We start from the raw sequence: 18,423 nt of genomic DNA, 5'->3' as shown, positions 1-18,423 counted from the left end.
GGCATACCGCATCAATCGCCTATTCCAATCCGAACTGTCACTTAGGTCATGATCGTCGCTACGCTCGCCTTGCCCGATACTCTCGAACTTCACAGCCTGCTTCAGTTTGCGAGGCGGCTAGACGCTGTTAGAACGTGCGACGTTTTCATTTTGGATATGGGCAAAGAGCGACATTTCCCTCCATTCCCGATGTTGTTTCTAGTTGCCAAGCTATCTGAGTTTCGAACTCGCCACCCTGGGGCGAAGATCGAGCTTCTGCATCAGGAATCGCACTCTTATGCAGCGCACATGGGGTTCTTTCGAGCCGCAGGGTTCGATTACGGAAAGGATGTTGGGGAGGCGAAAGGCAATGCTCGCTACCTGCCAATTAGATCCCTGACTCAAGCTGAGCTTACTCAGGGCGACCAACAATGGGGTGCTGAGCTGGGAGACCTCATCCAGAAGCATGCCGACGACCTCGCGGTGATCATATCAAGAGACGAAGCTCGGAAGTCTGACTTTTTCAATGTGCTCTCTTACAGCATCCGTGAAATGATCCGGAATGTCTTTGAGCACAGTGGAGCGGATCGAGTCTTCTATTGCGCTCAGTATTGGCCGGCGAAGCAAAAAGTCGAAGTATGCCTGTTAGATCGGGGTATTGGTATCAGACAGAGTTTGGGTACGAATCCAAATTTTCGCTATAAGACGGATAAAGAGGCAGTCGAGATGTCGCTTTGGCCGGGTGTATCGGGCAAGACGCATCTTAAGCCACGGTCTGAGAACTGGGCCAATTCCGGTTATGGTTTGTATATGACTAGCAGGCTCTCTCGGCATGGTGGTAACTTTACTATGGCGAGCGGTGACGCTTGTATTATGCTCTCTCGAGAGATGCGGAAGCTGAATTTTTCCACCAGCCTTCAGGGTACAGCTATTCGAATGAATCTAGACGTTTCTCAAATCGGCGACGTGGAGAAGCGATTGCACCAATTTCGAAATGAAGCATCGGAAATAGCAAAGTCGATGCCAGGTCTGCGAGCTCATAACCCGTCGTACATGTCTATGGTGCTTAGACGAGATTTTCATTTCCCACCGGAAAGAAAGTAGAAGCGGACATCTGTTGCTGAGAGTGACAATGTGAGTGCGACGTTATCCCATTATATTTCTACATCGAACTCCCTGTGATAGAAGGCCCTCCAAATAGGAGAGTGCAATGGCCAAGGGTCCGAGGAAGATAGTCCGGCGGGAATACACCGAGGCTGATGTCAAGGAGCTGCGAGCACATTCAAAAGCGAGAACGCCTGTCGCCGAAATTTCTAAGATGACGAAAAGATCCGTAGGATCCTTACGACAGAAGGCACTCAAGCTTGGGATCGGGCTCGGCCATCAGCGGTAGACTTGCTTCTGATTACATTAGGCAACGAGAAAGAGACCGAGGCGAAAGCTGGAAACTGCCTCTCATCAAGTAGTCTCTAGCTCAGGCATCACCCAACCTGTGCGGCTGGAACTTTATAGGTCTCTTGCGCTTTGGTTCCACCAGCGTGCATCGGACAGGCGAACTATGTTCAGCTGGCTTAGCTCAGATCATCAAAAGATCCGATCCGATCGAAAGCACCTTGAGGCTAGGGCTCGGCGCCTCCTGCAGAGTTACCTCACGGCCAGTGATGCGCAAAAGCACCAATACTATCAGGTAATCGCCGGGGCAGCTTCAGCATGTCAGCCTAGTCTTGATGATCCCAGCGTCAGCAACGAGAAACTCGCCGAGATGACCGCACAGGCCGCGACGAGAGTTGTCCAAGTACGCAATCGGAAAGCGAAAGATCAGCATGATCATTCAGCTGTGCTGATTACGGACGCCTACGCAACCGTTGCAATCGCATATCGACGAGCGTCTACAGCCTACGTTGCTGACAAGGACATGGAGAAATTGGGAACCGCCGCTGTACATCTGGTCACGATAGCGAACTCATTCATGAATACTGAATCGGAGCGATCGCCGTCAGAAATATGACTGCCGGCAAACCGACGTCGGCTCTTCGCTCTGGCGTATACCTTCCGCAAACCCTTTCTCCTAAGCGGCCTGTAAGGCCTTGCTTGTACCGTCGCCCCCAATAAGAAAAGGCGGGCGGTATGTCGATTGCATTTCGAATCTTTGTCCTCTTGTTCTGTGCTTACGCCGGTTGGGAAACCGCAGGTATTCAATACGGCGAATTGCGAGAGCCTCCGCAGCAAGGCCATTTTCCAACCGGATAAGTAAATGGACAAAACAATGCTCCATGTTGAGCGTCCGGAACCACGCCAAGTGCGGCGGGCTGACCTTGCGCCAGCCGACGGTTATGCGATCGTGGTTGATGGGTGTTTCAAGTCCGAATACGTCGATGAGAACGCCGCCATGAAAGCGGCCGCCGTCGGCCAAATTTCCGATGCTGAAGATCGAGGTCTACGATGCAGCATCGAAGTCACGGGTACTCGTCAGATAGCCACTTCTGCATCGCAACATGCGTGATAACCATGTCCTCCATTTTAATATATCTTTAGCTTTCTACTAACAATCGAGGTCGCAAGGTCGCCGCCAAACGGAGGCGGCCTATGCCTTTGATGAAATATTTCGGGTTTGTGGGCAGTGCTCTCGCCCTGTTGCTGATCGGTATCAGCTGGTACTTCCCAGAGAGGGCGACGGTCCTTGGCAACAGGGACGCAGAGCGTCCGGTGATTAGGATCAGCTCAGCCGAGCGGGCACCTGAACGGGTAACAATTGATACCAGCTTGCCGACCATTGTGCCTCCGTCGAACATCGGCCCTTCTACACCCATAACATCAGTGCAATCTGCTCAGCCTCTGCCGAGCGCTTTTGCTGAACTCGACGTCAACCCTAAGACGACCGCTCCCAAATCAAGCGGCGAGGTGCCGAAGCCAAAGCTCACCGCAAAACGTGCACCTGCAAAAGACGTGTCTAACCATCGAGCGGCGAAGCCGTTGAATATTGTGCCCGCACCTCCGACAGTAGTGCAGAGTGTCGCGCTTGATACGAGAATGTCGCTATTGGAAACATTAAAGGAGCGATTGGGCCAGACGTTTTTTAGGTTGAACCAATAACCCCGGCCAGGCTCGGTCTGAATGCATTTGATGCGTTAAATGCAAGACCACGACCTAGCTGCCCGGGAACGCCCAGGCATTGGTCGTTGCGAGTCCTTCACACAATTTCCTCACAGGAACGTATTCGGGTAAGCCTCACCATGCATGAGTGGCCTCCATGGACGGAAACTCAAACATTACGACGGGTCGAGTGTCGCGTTCACCTCCGAATACACCCACCTTGGAACCTCTTGCGAGTACTATGCCGCCAAGCTCAAGGGTTAACCCCCGGGGTCACTGCAAAACTCGGGCAAGCCCGAAGGGTGATTTGGCTCAATTAGACTAGGAGCGCTTTCGTGACGTCGCGGCATCAGCGAGGGTAGCGGTCGCCAAAAAGCCGGCAACCTTCTGTTACAGATTCCTATTTGGAAGGCGGCTTGTCGTAGAGCGGCTTGCCCTTATCAACTATGTGCACCGTCAGCAGCTTCACTGTCTTATCACCGATTACCTTGAATGCTCCGTGAGGAACGCCCCGCACGTTTACGGCAGCCATGCCGGTTGCAAAGGGTACTTGTTTGCCGTCCGGAAGTTCAATGGTGCCACCCTCTAAGACATAAAAGGACTCCTCTCCGTGGTGGATGTGGAGCGTTGAAGTGTCGCCAGGCTTAATCTCGGAAATACTCGTGACGACCTCCATATTTGTGCCGGTCAAATCTGCTCGCTTCAGTTCCTTGCGAAACGGCGAGTCTTGAGCGTTTGCTGCAAACGTGAAAAGTGATGCGAAAAGAATTCCGACTAAGAACTTCATAGTGGTCTCCCCGTTGGATCAGCAATTTGGCAGGCACTAGATTAGGCCCGAAACCTATGAGCTCAATGTTTATTGGTTTTGCAATGCAGTAGGGGGGCGCATCACACTTAGGCGTGAATGCACGGCGCACTGGGCGGACCGCTTGAGTGCGATCCCAGGCGGTCGTAGAGGCGATGGCACCATCGACGTTGTAGTTGCTGAATCGGCAACTCGAGGCTCAGCTAAGAGCCGCAGACAGGGCCTGGAAGCACCTGCTCATTCCCTTGGCTGGCTATAAGACTTGACTCTGTGTTCGCGGTTCGTTCTATTAGAGTAAATCCAGGTTGGCCATGCCCACACTCGAACATCTCCGCTCGGAAATCGAGCGCATGCGCTCGCAGGTAAGCCGTCAGCGCAAGGAAATCCTCCAGCTTCAACGGGCGGGGCTATCGACCGCCTCGGCTGAGACCCTGCTTCAGCGGATGCTGAGCAAGATTGACGATCTCTGCGCCGAGCGAGACCGGCAGGTGCGGGCGGCAAAAGAAGGTCCGACCTATGCCTCCGGCAAACCGATCCGGGGCACTCCGGCAAACCGAAGGATGTAATGGATAACCTTCGGCGATTTCCCGCGCCGTGGACTGTCGAAGAAAGCGACGACCATTGCTTCCGCGTGTTCGATGCATCCGGCTTCTTCATCTGCGCGGTCTCGCATCGTGAAGACCTGCACTCGCGAAACTTTCAATACGCGGATAATCATATGCGGCGGGAAGAGGCGAGGCGGATTGCCAAGGCGATCTCGCGGCTGCCAGAGCTGTTGACGAGGCCTCAGTATTGAGGGCTTGGCTCTAAAGAACCCTTGTTCCCTAGTCGTTCGGGAGCCGTTCTCGTTGACGTTTAAAATACAACCTGGAATCGCGATTGCGGTTGTATGAGAGAACGCCTGGGAACGCCACACCAGCTCCGTGGTTGGAGACGTTCGAAGAAGGTAGGTAAACTGTCCGCCATTGGGCTCACCTGACGGCAGACTTTTTGTGAGTTGCGTTAGTGGTAAAGCGTACCGAAACACCGGCCAAGAAGCCACTAGCTTCCATGCCGGGCTTTATCAGCCCCCAGCTTGCGACCCTGAAAATGAAAGCCCCTTCGGGTGCTCAGTGGATTCACGAGGTTAAATACGACGGCTACCGCGTCCAGCTCCACATCGACGGCGACAGCCGGAAGGCTTTCACCAGGAATGGCCATAACTGGGTCAACAGGTTCTCGGTCATTGCCGGCGCATTCGCCATCGAAGGGCAAGCCATTGTCGATGGTGAGGTGGTCGTCATCCACGAAGAGCGCACCAATTTCTCGGAACTCCAAGCGGAGCTCGGCAGAGGCGACCAGGAGCGCCTCGTCTTCTTCGCCTTCGATCTCCTGTGGTTGAACGGCGTAGACCTCCGCAAACATTCGCAGCTTGCCCGTAAGGAGCTGCTGAAGCAGCTGATAGAAGAAAACGGGCTGGAAGCACCGATTTTCTACAGCGAGCACCATGAAGGTGACGGTCGGGCGTTGTTCGAGGCGGCGAGTAAGCTCAACTACGAGGGCATTGTCTCGAAGCGAGTAGATGCGCCGTACCGGTCGGATCGGGTGGAAGCCTGGCAGAAGATCAAGACGGTGCAGCGCGAAAAATTCCCCGTCGTTGGTTTCGTCAAGGACCCGTCCGGCGTTGCCGCGCTCTACCTCGGCAAGCAGGAGGGGAAAGAGCTGCGCTATATGGGTAAGGTCGGGACAGGTTGGAGCCGGACAAAGTCGGCTGAGATCCGCAAGGCTCTCGATACCGTCGTCAGCCCGAAGCAGAAGCTCACCAAACCCGTCAGGAAACCGAAGGCCACCTGGGTCGAGCCAACGTTCTACGCCGACATCGAATACCGGGACATCACCTCCGAAGGCCTGCTGCGGGCCAGCTCATTCAAGGGGCTTAGCAAAGGAACGCGGCGTTCCTAGCGGCGTTTTTCCACCTGTGAGTGGAGTACCGGCATGCCGGATCGCGTAACCCGAGCGGTAAAAGAAGCCCAGGCCATCCTGGCTCGCTATGTCGAGCCTGGGCCGAGGGACGCCGAAAGCACAATTAATGACCTGCTGGCCGTTCTCGACGATGAGCGGCTTGTACAGGCGATGGAGCAGGAAAATGAACGATAGTCTCACCAAACGGGACCAGCGCGACCGTAGCAAGATCAACATGCATGAAGATTTCGAGGTCAAGTATTGGACCAAGCAGCTTGGCGTCTCCAAAGACGAGCTGCAAAAGGCTGTCGACAAGGTAGGCAATTCGGCCGCCGCTGTTCGCAAAGAATTGGCGGCGTAACCGAGGAGCGCGGTATGCCTGCGATCTTCGGAGCAGGGCCCGCGCTTTTTCTTCGTCTTTAGCACTGTATCAAGGTTTGCAGAGAACTGGCTGCCAGACGCGGCACATTGCAAGCCATCGGCAAAGGTTTGGAGCGATGCAACACCGGTTTACTGTGATGCGGACGTCAGAGTAACGGCCCCATCTGGGCAGCGTTAAACTTGTACCGATAAATAGTCTCTGTAAGCGGCATCCCGCCGCAATGGAGACTCTAATGAGACATATTACAGCAGGCCCGTTCTTAGATGAACCCGCGCTCGCTTCCGAGGCGTCGAGGAATGTGAAATTCAAGCGCCGCGGTCAGCCGCGAAGTTTTACCCCCGACCAAGACATCATCCTTTGGCTCAGTAAGAATATCCCAACTAGCTTCGATGAGCTTATCGACATCCGATATTCGCTCTATCATCGCTGCAGCTGTGCCGAATATCGTGTCAAGAGAATAAACGATGAAGAGCTCACGATCGCTGGACGTCAAGGCTCGTTGCATATCGTGAGTAATCAGGCCCGCCGGCTTCTGCTGACGAAGCTCCGAGAGCTGGCAAAAGAGAATGGATGGCGAGGCGCCTTGCCGAGGATAAGACTGAAAGCGGCCCGCATCGCTCTTACATAGAGGAGCCATGCGAGCCGCGTCGCGACGACTTAGGAGCCTTTCTCGCCGCTCATTACCGGCCCGAAACGCTCCCAGCTCTCCCCTTTGAAGCGCATCATTTGGAGCTGTTCGATGGGAGCGAAATCGTTCGGGCCCGTCTTGATCCGAGTGCCTGGCAAATAGATGCCGATCTCAAAGTCCAGATTGGCTGCCTGCTTCATTACGTTTTCACGTGTGAGGTTGTCGCCGCACTGCCGAAGCACCTGCTCCAAACCCTTGGCAACCCCGTAGCCAAACACGGTCGCAGAATCATCCAGATCACCTTCGGGATACCACTTCGTCATGAACGCTCGCCACTCGTTCATGGCAGGGTCGTTCTTCCAATCAGCATCCTTGGGATCCTTCAGGTACGCAGTAGATAAGATGCCCTGGCTCGCCTCGTAACCGGCAGGTTTGATGACGCCTCCTATCGAGCCAGACACGTTCGTCAAGAACTGGACTGGATGCCAGTTCATTTCAGCAATCTTTTTGATGGCCTGCGCAGCGAATTTTGGCGTCGCTATGTTTACGAAAATGTCTGGGTTTGCACCTTTGATCTGGACAACCTGGGAATCCACGGTCGGCGAACTCGTCTCGTACGGCGCCTCCACGACAATGAGCTTACCGGCTTGATCACCGAGCCCATCCTTCAGACCGATGACGTAATCTTTGCCAAAGTCATCATTCTGGTAAAGGACCCCGATCGTTTTGCCTGGAAAGTTCTGAAGGATGTACTTGCCGTAGATGCGAGCCTCGACCTGATAGCTAGGCTGCCAGCCCATTGTCCAAGGGAAGTTCTTGGGGTCGTTCCACTTGGCAGCGCCGGTCGAGACGAACAGCTGGGGCACCTTCTTGGAGTTCATATACTTCTGGATCGCAGTGTTGCCGGGGGTGCCAAGCGGGTTAAAGATCAGCAGCACTTCGTCGCTCTCCACCAGCTTGCGAGCCTGCTCCACCGTCTTTGGTGGGCTGTAGGTGTCGTCATAGGAGATAAAGTTGATCTTGCGGCCGTTGATGCCGCCTTCAGAGTTGATCTTGTTGAAGTAAGCCGCTTCCGTTTTGCCGATGGTGGCATAAGCTGACGCCGGACCTGAGTACGGCATGATGTTGCCCACCTTGATCTCAGTGTCGCTCGCACCGGGATCGTACTTCTTCTGAGCATTTGCGGTAGCGGCTAAGGCGAGAAACGTTGCCGCTGTTACGACGGTCGAATAGGCGAACTTGACGAAGTCACTTCGCATTCCTTGTCCTCCCAAAAGCACCGGCTCTTTTGTCTTCTAATGACTTATCTGCCGGACCTCCCGAGTATGCACGGCTTCATCAATGGTGCTAGCGCTCTGTCTGCTTAGCTCCTGAGGGAGCGCATCGCACAAATTCCATCTACTGGAATGGGAACAAGCATTTCGATTGTGCGGCTGCAGCTGAGAGAAACCGTAAGGCTACCAGTGCTTCTCAGTCGTTAGCTGAGGGCGCACCCTCGGTGCAAATCGAGCCAGCTTGGTCTGGATGAGACGAAGAAGCCTTGCGGTTGCCACCACGACGGTTTGAGTCCCTGGTCGCTTTCGAAATCCGGTGTTCCGCCCAACCGCTTGTGAAACCTGGGCCGCATAGTATTTGGCGATTGTTTCATCCATCTGCAGCCATTGCCCAACTGCATTCAATCGGCCGTAAACCTCTGGGTGGAGATGCGTCAGCACGATAAACACGTTGTTCTCGGACCAGCCGTTATATCCCTTCATGCCCTGAAAAGTTCTGGCCCTCTCTTCTTTCGTATTGTCGAGCCTATCTGCAATCACGATGTTCTGTGCGTTGCTTGCTAGGATTTCATTTCGCAGCTTCTGAATGTCTTGGGCGTTGGCATGCTTGTTTTTCACGATCGGAACGTCAACCGGATACACGCCCGGCAGGTTGTCGAGTGCCAGACGCAATAGCGGACGTTTCAGCTTCGACTTGTACAGCGCCACTATTGCCTCTGTCGTAAAGCTCTCCGTCGTCAAGAAGACCCACCTGGTCATGTCTGCCTTCGGCCAGCGCTTTGGAACGAAGTAGTATGTCTTATCATTCTGGCTGATATAGATCGCCTTGTTGCTGTTCTCCTTGCCAAACGGCTGTGCGGCATAATCAACCTTCACCCCCTCGAAGGTATTCAATTTAAGGAAGCGAAGTTCGCTGTAGTCGTCAAAACTAATCCCTGAGAATGCTGGAAGCTTCTTCAACTCGTGGAAGCGCTCCTTACGCTCTCGGACTGAAAGCTTCTGCCAACTCCAGGAATTTTGATCAGAAAGGTGCCGGTACATGTCGTCAGAAATGATTTGCGCAAAGTCGTCCCACTCGGGTTCATCGAATACCACTTTCTCGAAGAGGACCTCTGCCCGAAGTTCATTTAGCCCATCGGTGTCCATCCCCGGATCAAACCTGGGGTGATGCCAAATCCGATTCAGGTGCGTGCGGTACCACGAGGTAACTGTGGCGTGGGTCGTAAAAAGAACCGTCGTTCCTGTGAAAAGCGACGTGCCATCGCCTGCCAGCCACAGCTCTTTACGGACACGCTCTAGCTCTCGGTACACTTGAGGCTGCAGGTCAGCCAACTGTCGTAGAACTGAAAGAACATCTCCTCGCTCAACGAAATCGTCTCGTAACGAAACGACGCCGCATCGTTCGCACGCTTGTTCATAGTAGGTCCAAAATGTCTTGAGGACGAACGCCCTTCGACTGTCGTTGGCATACTCCTTAGCCTTCTCTTCGGCCTGTACTTTGCTCCTGAATGCGAACACGTAGAAGCGCACTTTTGGGTCGTCGTTATCTATGGCGGTGTCTAATGCCGCATGTTGCACGATGTTGAATAGCGCAGTGGTCTTTCCGATACCTTCCCCAGAAGTGCAGATCATGTCGCCTTTGAAGAACATGGCATTGTTGAGGTAGCGCCAGAGCTTCTGGCGATAGATCCCTTGCAGCTCGGGGATTGGACACGACGAAATATGCGGGAACGTGCGAGTTGCCGAGTCCTCGTACGTTTCCTTGAATGTTTTGCCGGACTGGAGTTTTAGTCGCTCGAAGTACGGAACGGCGCTCCCAACCGTTCCGATGGAGGGCACAGGCACGTTAGGAACGAGTCCGAATCGTCTAGCCATGTGATCGCCGATCTCATTGGCTGTCAGTTCGTTTGGAAGCCTGAATATCTCTTGCGGGGCACTTCGTCCTTGCAACAGCAGGGCCGCATGGTCGCCCCTTGCGACCGTCGATGGGTTGATGTCAGCCTCATGGTTTCGGAAGTGGATGACCCATTCTCCATGCTTCATGACCATCGAAGTCGGTTTAGGGAACGGCGTCTTCCATTCAGCTTGGCACATCTCAGCGAACAGCTCGATCATCTCAGGACCTGCGGAAACGTCGCCCGTTCCGCTCCGACCAGCAACACGATGCTTCCGAGCTTTTATATAATCGGATGCGGAAAAATCGGGTGACACCAGGAAGGCGCCGCTGCCCTTCGACGAGCGCCTGTTGCGGAGCTTTTCGTCGAGAACAAGTTGCGGCACGAGGGTGCCAGCGGGCAAGCCCAGTATGCTCGAACCTTCATCGAGCTTGCGTATGCCCCAAGGCATCCTCTTTAGTTGGATGTATGTCTGTCCACTCTTGTCAGCCGGTATAGGCGATGTGAGTAGACGGTCCGTCAGTTCGGCGACTGCGCTCCAATAGATTTGGTAGGCATTGGACATGATTGCAGCGTGGACGTGGCGGCTTTCCCAGCGCTCAAAGCTGGAGTGGTCATGGGGCGCCCCCGTAAGATGGGTCGTGCTGAACACGAAATGGAAGTGCAGCGATCGGCTCCCAGAAAAGACGACGCTATAGCCCGAGTAGTCCCGATATTTTTGCAGCTCTTTATCGACAGCCTTGAATGGTCCACCGGGTTTGACCCAATCGCAAATGTGCTCGAAGTGGTGCCGTTCCTTACAGTCGTGCTCGATGGTCACGACCGCAAAGCCTGCGTTGGTCGCCCGTAGGATCGGCCTTTCCACCTTGTCGATGTCAAAGTCCTTGCTCTCCCAACCCTGCGGCAGCAACAGGGGGTTTCCGAAGAAGCACAGCGGCGTACCTTCATCGGCCCTAAGGCTATCAGGGACCGAGCCAAAATCTTCAGTGAGCCTTGCAAGCAGATAAGGATGAGAACCAAGGGGCACATAAAGGCTCCTCTTGGCATCAAGAGCACAAGACAAGAGACGCTCGGCAAGCGCCATCTTCTGGTTGGGATACCGTTGCCTTGAATCGTTTATAGAGGCGAGCCGACGCCTTACTTCTTTGCTCAGCGGCAGTTGCCAAAGGTCAGCGGTCGTATTTGCAGGCGTGAGCATTGAGCATGATCCCAATCGGCGTCCCGCCTGCTATAACTGCGACTAAAGCAGGCGGAACGAGAAGCGGAAGTATATACATCTTAAGGTGGCAATTCCGAGCGGATTCCCGCCTTACCAGCCGCCGTCTTAGGTCGGCGTCGGCTTCGGTTTCCTCCACTGATATTTCAAGTCGTCCACCGTTGCGCCGTAGAGAGTTGTGACCTTCATACCGAGCTGATCCGCAAGCTCGATTGCAGCGGCTTTGACCATGGGTCGCTGCTCCTCTGGGATGGGCGCCTCCGAATAAAGACAGATCAGCACCGGCGGCAGCCGGACTTCGAACTTCACCGGCGAAGGCGTCAAGGACCCTTCCACCGAGGCCGCCTGCGAGGGAGCTAAAGGCGCTTTGTTCGCTTTCCAGTTGGTAAGTTCCTGCCGCTTGAGATCAGGTTTGAGCAGTCCCTCTTTCAAGACCGACTCGAACCGCTCATCGGGAAGCTGGCTCAATTCGTACAAAGTCGAGATGCTCGCAGGGAGGAGATCTTGATAATTTCGTAGCCTAAGATCGTCCCCAATGGACGCAAGCTTGCTGAACATGCTCTCATTGAATGGGAGAAGCTTATACAGTTCCTTCTTCTGAGACTCGGTCAGCTGGTTCCTTGCCTTAGCGCACTCTTTCGTCAGCTTGAGAATACCCTCGACGGATTTGCGCCAGTTCTCCTTGATTGTTTCAGCGATACCTTTCAGGTCAGGAGCGGCGTTGCTCGGTCCCGGTTTGGGCCGAGTAGTCTCAGTTAGTGCGGTAGACAGCATCAGAATACTCCACCAGGCCGAGTACGGATTGATTAAACGTCGGCGGAGGAATGACGATTGGAAGGGCCCGGTTTAGCTCCCAAGTCACTCGACCTGGAGCTTTTTTAGAGCTGACCCTGCACGAAAGCAGGTGGCTTAAATCAAAAAAGATATCTCTTAAAATCAACGACTTGCTAGGAATGCAATGCTGAGATAAGGACCGGCAAGCAGACCTGCCTTTACGTGCAGAGTCTCAACCTTTCGATCGCGGGAGTACCGACTATGATGTTGGCTACGCTACCATCATCGTATTCATGTCGGACGAGCTGAAAAAAAGTGGGCTCTTTAGAGGCTGCAAAGTAGGTGGCAAAGATGCGCTGATCCTTCTTCAAATGATCCTCTATCAGCTGAACATCCGCCTTCGGGAACATCTCCTTACGCTTGGCAAACTCGATGAATTTTTCTCGAACTTTTTTCGGGGCCTGCTTTAAGCCGTTCCGCTGTTTAAAAATGCGCATTTCACCAGCGACGAAGACGAAGGCTTCGCACGACTGAAACGTCCGTTCATTTCTGCTCCGCCAAGAAAAAGGGCGGCCCCGTCGACGGGGTATGGAAGCGTCAATGTCGAATGGCAGTTGTAATTCCTGGGTTTCATTGACCGAAAGCTCAGGAGCTGGTCGAGGCCGAAGGAAAAAGCATTCGAGCTCTTTCATATGCGCATCAAGGGCGAGGTCTATCTTCGATCTGGCTGCGTTTTTCATTCAGTTCGCTTTTGCGCCTAATAAAGATTTGATTGTCGTTTCGAGGTGCCAAGATGTCAAACGCAAGCCCCTTTTCGCCTACGGCTCGGGGCTTCAGGACCTGCGGTCCTGGACTTCTGTGGTTCGGTTTACCTGATTCCAGCGCTCTACAAGGTACCTGCAGCCATAAGCTTCGGTACTAATAGGTATAAGTCCTGGTGGCTTATGAAGGCACTTAAACGTGCACTTATAGGGCGCAGGTCAGCGGTCCACGTCAGCGTCAACAATCAACCAATAAATCTGATGGGGTTTCAAGCGGCTTGCCGCTTGGCGAAGCTCTATGCACCAAGCCGGGAGTCAGCGGCAGCGTTAGAACCACTCGCCTGGAATGTATTTATCGGCAATGATAATGCTCACTGATAGGAGCAGGCCGCCGAAGCAGAACAGAGAGATCGACAGCAACGCTTCAAAGTCGGCAATCGCCTCGACAGATGCCTTGGGGAAAATGCGGGCAGCCAATGCAATCATGTCACCCTCCCATTTGCCCTGATGGCCAGGGCGGTCGACACCCTACTTCACGCCATCGACCCGCAGCATCTCATCCAGCCTGGCCTGGCAGTACTCTTCGTAGAGTGCGTTGATGTTGGTCCACATGGTACGGGCTCCCCTCTCGACCCGATGAAGGCTGCGCCCTTTCTGTTTCGGGATCGCTTCATGGCACCTGCCATATGGTTTCGATGGCTCCCGCAGCGCATCATTTCAGGAGGCTATATCGATTCGCAAAAGCTGCAGCTCCATCGTGTAACTTGGTCTAGACTAGAGTTGCCCTGCCACTCATTTTTGCAGGCGACCATCTCATCGCAGAGCACAAGCCAAAGAGGAAAGATGATAAACACCTAAGGAGGAACAGCATGAATCGCCGCAACATCCTTGTTCTCGGTCTTTCCGCTGTAATCGCTACGGCGCTATCACAGGCCGGTCTCTCGCAGAGCGATCTTCTGATAGGGACCTGGAAGCTTAACCTCGAAAAATCGACGTTTACTCCTGGTCCGCCACCGAAGAGTCAAACGCTCAACTTCCAGCGGGCCGGGCAAGATCTCCAAAATACTGCGGAAACTGTCGATGCACAGGGGCAGGCTTCCAAAATCGTCTTCATGCACATCTACGATGGGAAGCCTCACCCTACGACAGGCAATCCCTTGTTTGATGCGACGACATACACGCTCGTCGATGATCACCACGTGAAGTGGGTCCGCTCTAAAGCTGATAAACCCGTTCAAACTGGCACCAACGAGATATCGGCTGACGGAAAGACCTTTACTGTTTCGACCGTAGGCGTTGGTCCCAACGGTCAGCCGATTAGCAGCGTTGGGGTCTACGAAAAGCAGTAGATTGCCGTTCTGATTCCGCACCGGTGATCTCGCCGCTCACCGGTGCGGTTCATCGCAGTCCGCTGCTGCTTCACCCTACTTCGGTGGTGTCTCGTAGAGCAGCTTGCCTTTGTCGGCGACGTCTCACACCGCGCATCCCGCAACCCACCAATTTCCCCGGTGAAACTTCGGTCGCTCTCAACACCCCAAAACGCTACAGCTATCCCGCAGCCCAAGACGAGCCCCGACGATGCGTTTGAGCTAGCTGCGGGGTCCGAGACACTGGGGCAAACCCGAAACGTATCAGAGACTCTGGGAGAGTTGGGACGCATTGGGCGCCCACGATGCACAGGAGAAAAGGCAGAGTTCTCGACAAAAAATTGACAAGGCAATTCCGGGAAAATCGGGATTTGAATACCACTTTGAAAACGCTCGACAATGCTCGTTAAGATTGTACAACCGTGGCATTACAAGCACTGCCACGGGCGGTATGCCTAGCGAGCAAAAACAATGGGTTAGACGGGCAAATCACTCGCTGTAAATTTTCGACCGTCTAACACTTGAAAGCATTTCGTCCCTTTGCGGTGCTTGCCAAACTTCAGGGGCACCATGAATGGACGGCGCTCGCTATCTTGAGGATGGCCGGCTTACGATTTTTCGGCGCAATGGCACCTACTACGCCCGCCTGCGACTTTCACCCGGGAAATACGTTACCCGATCATTAAAGACGACGGTCGAGGAGACCGCCGTGCAGTTCGGCCGACGTCTGCTGTTCCAATTAGAACACAGGGCCGAGCTATCAGTGCAGTACTCTCTCGTACGGATAGATTAGAGACAGCTGTCTGGACTTGTAATCTTTAGCCTTCGGGTTGAAAGAGGCACCGTATCGTTTTCGCAGGGCATAAATCGTGTCGCCCGGCAAAACCAGATTTCCAGCGGCCTCTTCCTTGCAGGTTTCATACAGCAACGGCGCAATGATTGTTTGGCCGATCTTTAGTCGCTTGTTTCTCAATCTGTTGGTTTGCTCAAGGACCAAGAAAGCATGTGGATCAGGATAGTATTGGTTCGCGATTTTCCAGAGACTTTCGCCACGAGCTACGACGTGCATTCTCGGCTTCGGTTTAGCTAGATCGCGGATAAACATTATCTCGCCGCGCCTGATTTGGTATGCGAATGGACCGTCATAAGAGGGCAAAACGGCAGATTGAACTAGGGCGAATTGGGTCAGGGTGGATGAGATCGGTTTAAAGCCTGAGTTTGTCGGACTAGTCGTCAGCTCCCAAGCGGGAGCGTGCATTAGGTCAAGCCTCTTCAGATAAGCTTGAATCGATATATTGCCGGACGTCAACGCCATGAATTTTGGATTGGATGACGGCGCGCCAACCGTTAGGTTGAAGCGATTCAGTTGATTAACAACTCCTCTTTCCATAGCATCTTTGAAGAGCTCCTTCATAGGTATTCCCATCGGCCCTATTGCTATCGAAAGAATATCGACAAAGAGGCTCGTCTCGATATGAACATTGAATGTGTCTTGGCTTTCGATCACCACCTGAAGATCCGGATTAAGGCGGTAGACGATTTTGCTATCCGCATCTGCCGTTCCTTTGTCGATTTTGTACGAAATGCCGAGGAATGAACCGCATTCCCAAAAACTTGCGTGCATATGGTACTGCACGACAAACCTGGTTGGGCTTAAGAAGCTCATGGCTGGATCCATAAAGCGGAGGTGAAACTCACATGAGTCCCGCTCGCCTTGCGCAAGCATGCCTCCGATACTCGCCAGACTAATCTCAGGTATGTCGAAGACCATTGTCCTTTGAATATTGACGTCGGGTCCACTGTCACTTCCATCTCCTCCCTCCGCAGGAGTGATCTCATAGTAATAATCTCTGACTTTAGTCAGATTATCGAGATCCGAGGCAGTGAGCTCTGGATCGCACTCCCGCATGTTGTCGTGAGAGGTTGAAGTTACGAACGGATCGTGAACCCGCAGTTCTTCATCTGCGAATGCATCGCCTGTGCCAAGAGCTATAAAGCAAGATAGGAGCGCAACATGACGGATCATTTCTTGAAATCTCCGCTCATGCACCCCTTGCTGGTCGACAGGACGAGCGTCTTGGCCGAGATAGAGGTTATAGAATAGATATCTCCCCCGTGATGGCGATTTAGCGAGTCACTACCCGGGCCTTCGAAATCGATGGACGGTGCGAATTCTCTGTCAGAGAAAAGAGTCGTTGGCTGTCCGACGGTCGTTGCTAATCCTTTGTTCCAGGCTGACGGGGCACCTCTTACCGTCGCCCGCAAGGTGAGGCGCGTCTTAAGGTCTGGATTTGAAATCAACTGCTTCGTACGCACAAAACAACCAGCCCCTACATTAAGCAGATGGTCGCCCTCTTTGTTCAGATCGCCTCTAGCGCATGGATCATCGGAGTTTGGATCTCCTCCGTATTCAGTGACAACATCCGACTTTCCTAAGATCTTGCCGCTCATGCCTTCGGGCGTCGAGTCGACGACCGTTAAGAACTTTGCAAGTGGCGCCAGTGCAGGTATCGCGCCTTGACCAAGAGGCAGACATTTAGCTGCATCTCCACTCTTACAACTCTGAACACAAGTATCTGATGCTGAAGCCGCGATAAGGGACGAGATTGTCACGCCTGGGACGGCTTTAGGCATTGAAACGGATGCTGGAGCAGCTCGATCCGAGCTTAATCGATATGCATTGTCGACATCGCAGGCCTCCCGGCCGTCGGACGATTCTCGCGTGCAGACCAGAGGCTTTTTCTCTTTGGCATCTAAGATGATGAAATCTTCGCCGGTAGAACTACTAACTACCGTCCCTCTCGTTCTCGTGTACCTCAAACCTATCAAATGCCGATCGTCATCAGAATTTGTTGCGTAGATCATCTTCTTGTCGCCACACAGACACGTCGGAGCAGGTTCGGAAACCAACGTAACGCCTGCGGAAACGTCTTCACTCAGTCGCGCAATCAGTGTCTCGTCGTTCGAATTGAGGATTTCATTGGAGCTGGTGAGTGGTGCTGCTCCGCTCGGGCGCACCTGATCACGACAGCTCCTAGACGCGAAGTCATATAAGCGAAGGGTGGCAGCCGAAAGCTGTGGCCCGTACATTCGCGACGGATCATTGTTGTACTTGAAGGAGTTCAGGCTGACGACGTCAGTCTCATTTCCTGGCTCCGTACCCTCTACCCAAGCGCCACCGCTGGCCCCATGGCCAAGTGGATTAACAAATGAAGTTGGATTGCCGGCGTCTTTGTTTCCGTAGACGTGGTACATGATCTGGTTATTCCCGAAATTGTCAGGATATCCAGCCGCATCAACGTGTACTGCACCGACATTGATCTTCATTCCCAACCCACCGCTAGGCGGAACACCTCTTACTTTTAAGATCGCATAGTCATACGCATAATTGCCATTTGCCCAACCGGACATAATCGCAGCGCACTCCCAAGTGAACGAATTTATGGGAGCCCCTGGGGCAAAGCCCAACTGAAAGGAGTAATTAGTGCCCCACACTTTGCCTTGCTGGTCCCAGACGCAATGGGCTGCAGTCAGGACTACGCCCAGGTTTCCAACAAACTGCGCAGAGCAGATGTGTCCCCATCCAGGCTGATCTGTCGGAAATCGAAATGTAAGCCTCCCGACCTTGCTATATGGCGATATTGCAACGGTTGCCATTTCCGCTTGACCGTCCGGTGCAACGGCCTTGGGACCAAACTCACCAACTCTAGGAGCGGTGGGTGGCACAACTTCAAGCGGCTTCAGCCCTGGTTGCAAGGGAACGACTCCCGCGCCGCCTGGAGGCACAGACGGTAGTGGCAAGGGCCGAAGCTGGAGACTCTCGGTGAAAGCAAGGGGGCTACTGTTCACCACGTACATTATATCTTCGTTGCTTTGCGAAGGGTCGGCCGCGTGAAAACCGCCCCCACAACCAACCACAAGAGATGAAACAAAGAATCCAACAAAAACCCGTCGTGGAAAAGCGGACATCAGCCCCCCCCTTAAACGCGAACTGAAAATTGCTAGTTGCGCAAATTACAGAATCGAAGACGCTCGCATAGACTTTCGGCAAAATGCCGTCGACATTCCTGGCGCATTCTGCGGCGACCAATTTTTTGGGATCCAGGAGCTTGAAGAGTATTGCCAAAGGTGATTAAGTTGTCAACGCAAGTTGATACTACTCACCATCACCACTTATGCGACCTCACGCGCTAGCGCTATATTTCGGCGATTAATGGCGCGTGGCCCATCGAAAGATCGCAGCGAGGTCAAATCAGGAGAGGCCGAAGTTACACTCTCCGTTTGATGCAGACGTCTATAATATGTGTT

General features: G+C 53.5%; 19 protein-coding genes. 10 read left to right on the top strand and 9 right to left on the bottom strand.

What is annotated here, in order from left to right:
• Positions 1 to 48 precede the first annotated feature (48 nt).
• The 3 genes from AC0WRY_RS03000 to AC0WRY_RS02990 all read left to right on the top strand — a co-directional run bounded on the left by AC0WRY_RS03000 (position 49) and on the right by AC0WRY_RS02990 (position 3,072).
• The gene (locus tag AC0WRY_RS03000; protein WP_491122645.1) at positions 49 to 1,083 is read left to right on the top strand and encodes a hypothetical protein; all 1,035 of its coding nucleotides are present in this window, start codon (positions 49 to 51) and stop codon (positions 1,081 to 1,083) included.
• Positions 1,084 to 2,233: 1,150 nt separating this feature from the next.
• Entirely contained in the window at positions 2,234 to 2,482 is a 249-nt protein-coding gene (locus AC0WRY_RS02995; protein ID WP_491122644.1) for a hypothetical protein, read from the top strand.
• 83 nt (positions 2,483 to 2,565) lie between these two features.
• Complete coding sequence (locus AC0WRY_RS02990) at positions 2,566 to 3,072, top strand: hypothetical protein (protein ID WP_491122643.1); 507 nt, start codon at positions 2,566 to 2,568, stop codon at positions 3,070 to 3,072.
• 135 nt (positions 3,073 to 3,207) lie between these two features.
• Here AC0WRY_RS02990 and AC0WRY_RS02985 read toward each other — a convergent pair whose 3' ends face one another.
• Positions 3,208 to 3,291 carry a hypothetical protein gene (locus AC0WRY_RS02985; RefSeq protein WP_491123540.1) on the bottom strand — a complete coding sequence of 28 codons (84 nt, stop codon included), beginning with the start codon at positions 3,289 to 3,291 and terminating at the stop codon, positions 3,208 to 3,210.
• Positions 3,292 to 3,472: 181 nt separating this feature from the next.
• Positions 3,473 to 3,859 carry a cupin domain-containing protein gene (locus AC0WRY_RS02980; protein ID WP_491122642.1) on the bottom strand — a complete coding sequence of 129 codons (387 nt, stop codon included), beginning with the start codon at positions 3,857 to 3,859 and terminating at the stop codon, positions 3,473 to 3,475.
• A 329-nt stretch (positions 3,860 to 4,188) separates the two neighbouring features.
• Here AC0WRY_RS02980 and AC0WRY_RS02975 point away from each other — a divergent pair, with 329 nt between their 5' ends.
• The 6 genes from AC0WRY_RS02975 (at position 4,189) to AC0WRY_RS02950 (ending at position 6,828) form a co-directional block, all read left to right on the top strand.
• Positions 4,189 to 4,443, top strand: a complete 255-nt coding sequence (locus AC0WRY_RS02975; RefSeq protein ID WP_491122641.1) for a hypothetical protein — start codon at positions 4,189 to 4,191, stop codon at positions 4,441 to 4,443.
• Positions 4,443 to 4,673, top strand: coding sequence for a hypothetical protein (locus tag AC0WRY_RS02970; protein ID WP_491122640.1), 231 nt, complete (start codon positions 4,443 to 4,445; stop codon positions 4,671 to 4,673). Before AC0WRY_RS02975 ends, AC0WRY_RS02970 begins: the two co-directional genes overlap by 1 nt.
• Positions 4,674 to 4,927: 254 nt before the next feature.
• Positions 4,928 to 5,818 carry a non-homologous end-joining DNA ligase gene (ligD, locus tag AC0WRY_RS02965; protein WP_491122639.1) on the top strand — a complete coding sequence of 297 codons (891 nt, stop codon included), beginning with the start codon at positions 4,928 to 4,930 and terminating at the stop codon, positions 5,816 to 5,818.
• A 33-nt stretch (positions 5,819 to 5,851) separates the two neighbouring features.
• Complete coding sequence (locus AC0WRY_RS02960) at positions 5,852 to 6,013, top strand: hypothetical protein (RefSeq protein ID WP_491122638.1); 162 nt, start codon at positions 5,852 to 5,854, stop codon at positions 6,011 to 6,013.
• Positions 6,003 to 6,179, top strand: coding sequence for a DUF3606 domain-containing protein (locus AC0WRY_RS02955; RefSeq protein WP_491122637.1), 177 nt, complete (start codon positions 6,003 to 6,005; stop codon positions 6,177 to 6,179). The genes AC0WRY_RS02960 and AC0WRY_RS02955 overlap by 11 nt, the downstream gene beginning before the upstream one ends.
• A 253-nt stretch (positions 6,180 to 6,432) precedes the next feature.
• On the top strand, positions 6,433 to 6,828 hold the full coding sequence (locus AC0WRY_RS02950; RefSeq protein ID WP_491122636.1) for a hypothetical protein: 396 nt from the start codon (positions 6,433 to 6,435) through the stop codon (positions 6,826 to 6,828).
• A 29-nt stretch (positions 6,829 to 6,857) separates the two neighbouring features.
• Here AC0WRY_RS02950 and AC0WRY_RS02945 read toward each other — a convergent pair whose 3' ends face one another.
• The 5 genes from AC0WRY_RS02945 to AC0WRY_RS02925 all read right to left on the bottom strand — a co-directional run bounded on the left by AC0WRY_RS02945 (position 6,858) and on the right by AC0WRY_RS02925 (position 13,234).
• Positions 6,858 to 8,087, bottom strand: coding sequence for an ABC transporter substrate-binding protein (locus tag AC0WRY_RS02945; protein ID WP_491122635.1), 1,230 nt, complete (start codon positions 8,085 to 8,087; stop codon positions 6,858 to 6,860).
• A gap of 198 nt (positions 8,088 to 8,285) precedes the next feature.
• Positions 8,286 to 11,195 carry a hypothetical protein gene (locus tag AC0WRY_RS02940; protein WP_491122634.1) on the bottom strand — a complete coding sequence of 970 codons (2,910 nt, stop codon included), beginning with the start codon at positions 11,193 to 11,195 and terminating at the stop codon, positions 8,286 to 8,288.
• A gap of 126 nt (positions 11,196 to 11,321) precedes the next feature.
• The gene (locus AC0WRY_RS02935) at positions 11,322 to 11,987 is read right to left on the bottom strand and encodes a hypothetical protein (RefSeq protein WP_491122633.1); all 666 of its coding nucleotides are present in this window, start codon (positions 11,985 to 11,987) and stop codon (positions 11,322 to 11,324) included.
• A gap of 218 nt (positions 11,988 to 12,205) precedes the next feature.
• Positions 12,206 to 12,727 (bottom strand): hypothetical protein, encoded by a 522-nt coding sequence (locus AC0WRY_RS02930; RefSeq protein ID WP_491122632.1) that lies wholly within the window; start codon positions 12,725 to 12,727, stop codon positions 12,206 to 12,208.
• 348 nt (positions 12,728 to 13,075) lie between these two features.
• A complete protein-coding gene (locus AC0WRY_RS02925) occupies positions 13,076 to 13,234 on the bottom strand; it encodes a hypothetical protein (protein ID WP_491122631.1) in 159 nt (52 codons plus the stop codon).
• Between the two features lie 383 nt (positions 13,235 to 13,617).
• Between AC0WRY_RS02925 and AC0WRY_RS02920 the strand changes: the two genes are divergently transcribed.
• Entirely contained in the window at positions 13,618 to 14,097 is a 480-nt protein-coding gene (locus tag AC0WRY_RS02920; RefSeq protein WP_491122630.1) for a hypothetical protein, read from the top strand.
• A 778-nt stretch (positions 14,098 to 14,875) separates the two neighbouring features.
• On the opposite strand, the gene AC0WRY_RS02915 is transcribed toward AC0WRY_RS02920, so the two are convergent.
• The gene (locus AC0WRY_RS02915; RefSeq protein WP_491122629.1) at positions 14,876 to 16,141 is read right to left on the bottom strand and encodes a LysM peptidoglycan-binding domain-containing protein; all 1,266 of its coding nucleotides are present in this window, start codon (positions 16,139 to 16,141) and stop codon (positions 14,876 to 14,878) included.
• Entirely contained in the window at positions 16,138 to 17,442 is a 1,305-nt protein-coding gene (locus AC0WRY_RS02910) for a hypothetical protein (protein ID WP_491122628.1), read from the bottom strand. Before AC0WRY_RS02910 ends, AC0WRY_RS02915 begins: the two co-directional genes overlap by 4 nt.
• Positions 17,443 to 18,423 lie beyond the last annotated feature (981 nt).

It is taken from the genome of Bradyrhizobium sp. T-12, from assembly GCF_058314695.1.
The sequence above is the reverse complement of the archived record's forward strand: the minus strand, read 5'-3'. Positions and strand labels throughout refer to the sequence as shown.

What these genes read in the sequence shown, in the direction of transcription:
- AC0WRY_RS03000 (WP_491122645.1), top strand. Translation starts at nt 49, where the DNA reads ATGATCGTCGCTACGCTCGCCTTGCCCGATACTCTCGAACTTCACAGC.
- AC0WRY_RS02995 (WP_491122644.1), top strand. Translation starts at nt 2,234, where the DNA reads ATGGACAAAACAATGCTCCATGTTGAGCGTCCGGAACCACGCCAAGTG.
- AC0WRY_RS02990 (WP_491122643.1), top strand. Translation starts at nt 2,566, where the DNA reads ATGCCTTTGATGAAATATTTCGGGTTTGTGGGCAGTGCTCTCGCCCTG.
- AC0WRY_RS02980 (WP_491122642.1), bottom strand. Translation starts at nt 3,859, where the DNA reads ATGAAGTTCTTAGTCGGAATTCTTTTCGCATCACTTTTCACGTTTGCA.
- AC0WRY_RS02975 (WP_491122641.1), top strand. Translation starts at nt 4,189, where the DNA reads ATGCCCACACTCGAACATCTCCGCTCGGAAATCGAGCGCATGCGCTCG.
- AC0WRY_RS02970 (WP_491122640.1), top strand. Translation starts at nt 4,443, where the DNA reads ATGGATAACCTTCGGCGATTTCCCGCGCCGTGGACTGTCGAAGAAAGC.
- ligD (WP_491122639.1), top strand. Translation starts at nt 4,928, where the DNA reads ATGCCGGGCTTTATCAGCCCCCAGCTTGCGACCCTGAAAATGAAAGCC.
- AC0WRY_RS02960 (WP_491122638.1), top strand. Translation starts at nt 5,852, where the DNA reads ATGCCGGATCGCGTAACCCGAGCGGTAAAAGAAGCCCAGGCCATCCTG.
- AC0WRY_RS02955 (WP_491122637.1), top strand. Translation starts at nt 6,003, where the DNA reads ATGAACGATAGTCTCACCAAACGGGACCAGCGCGACCGTAGCAAGATC.
- AC0WRY_RS02950 (WP_491122636.1), top strand. Translation starts at nt 6,433, where the DNA reads ATGAGACATATTACAGCAGGCCCGTTCTTAGATGAACCCGCGCTCGCT.
- AC0WRY_RS02945 (WP_491122635.1), bottom strand. Translation starts at nt 8,087, where the DNA reads ATGCGAAGTGACTTCGTCAAGTTCGCCTATTCGACCGTCGTAACAGCG.
- AC0WRY_RS02940 (WP_491122634.1), bottom strand. Translation starts at nt 11,195, where the DNA reads ATGCTCACGCCTGCAAATACGACCGCTGACCTTTGGCAACTGCCGCTG.
- AC0WRY_RS02935 (WP_491122633.1), bottom strand. Translation starts at nt 11,987, where the DNA reads ATGCTGTCTACCGCACTAACTGAGACTACTCGGCCCAAACCGGGACCG.
- AC0WRY_RS02930 (WP_491122632.1), bottom strand. Translation starts at nt 12,727, where the DNA reads ATGAAAAACGCAGCCAGATCGAAGATAGACCTCGCCCTTGATGCGCAT.
- AC0WRY_RS02925 (WP_491122631.1), bottom strand. Translation starts at nt 13,234, where the DNA reads ATGATTGCATTGGCTGCCCGCATTTTCCCCAAGGCATCTGTCGAGGCG.
- AC0WRY_RS02920 (WP_491122630.1), top strand. Translation starts at nt 13,618, where the DNA reads ATGAATCGCCGCAACATCCTTGTTCTCGGTCTTTCCGCTGTAATCGCT.
- AC0WRY_RS02915 (WP_491122629.1), bottom strand. Translation starts at nt 16,141, where the DNA reads ATGATCCGTCATGTTGCGCTCCTATCTTGCTTTATAGCTCTTGGCACA.
- AC0WRY_RS02910 (WP_491122628.1), bottom strand. Translation starts at nt 17,442, where the DNA reads ATGAAGATCAATGTCGGTGCAGTACACGTTGATGCGGCTGGATATCCT.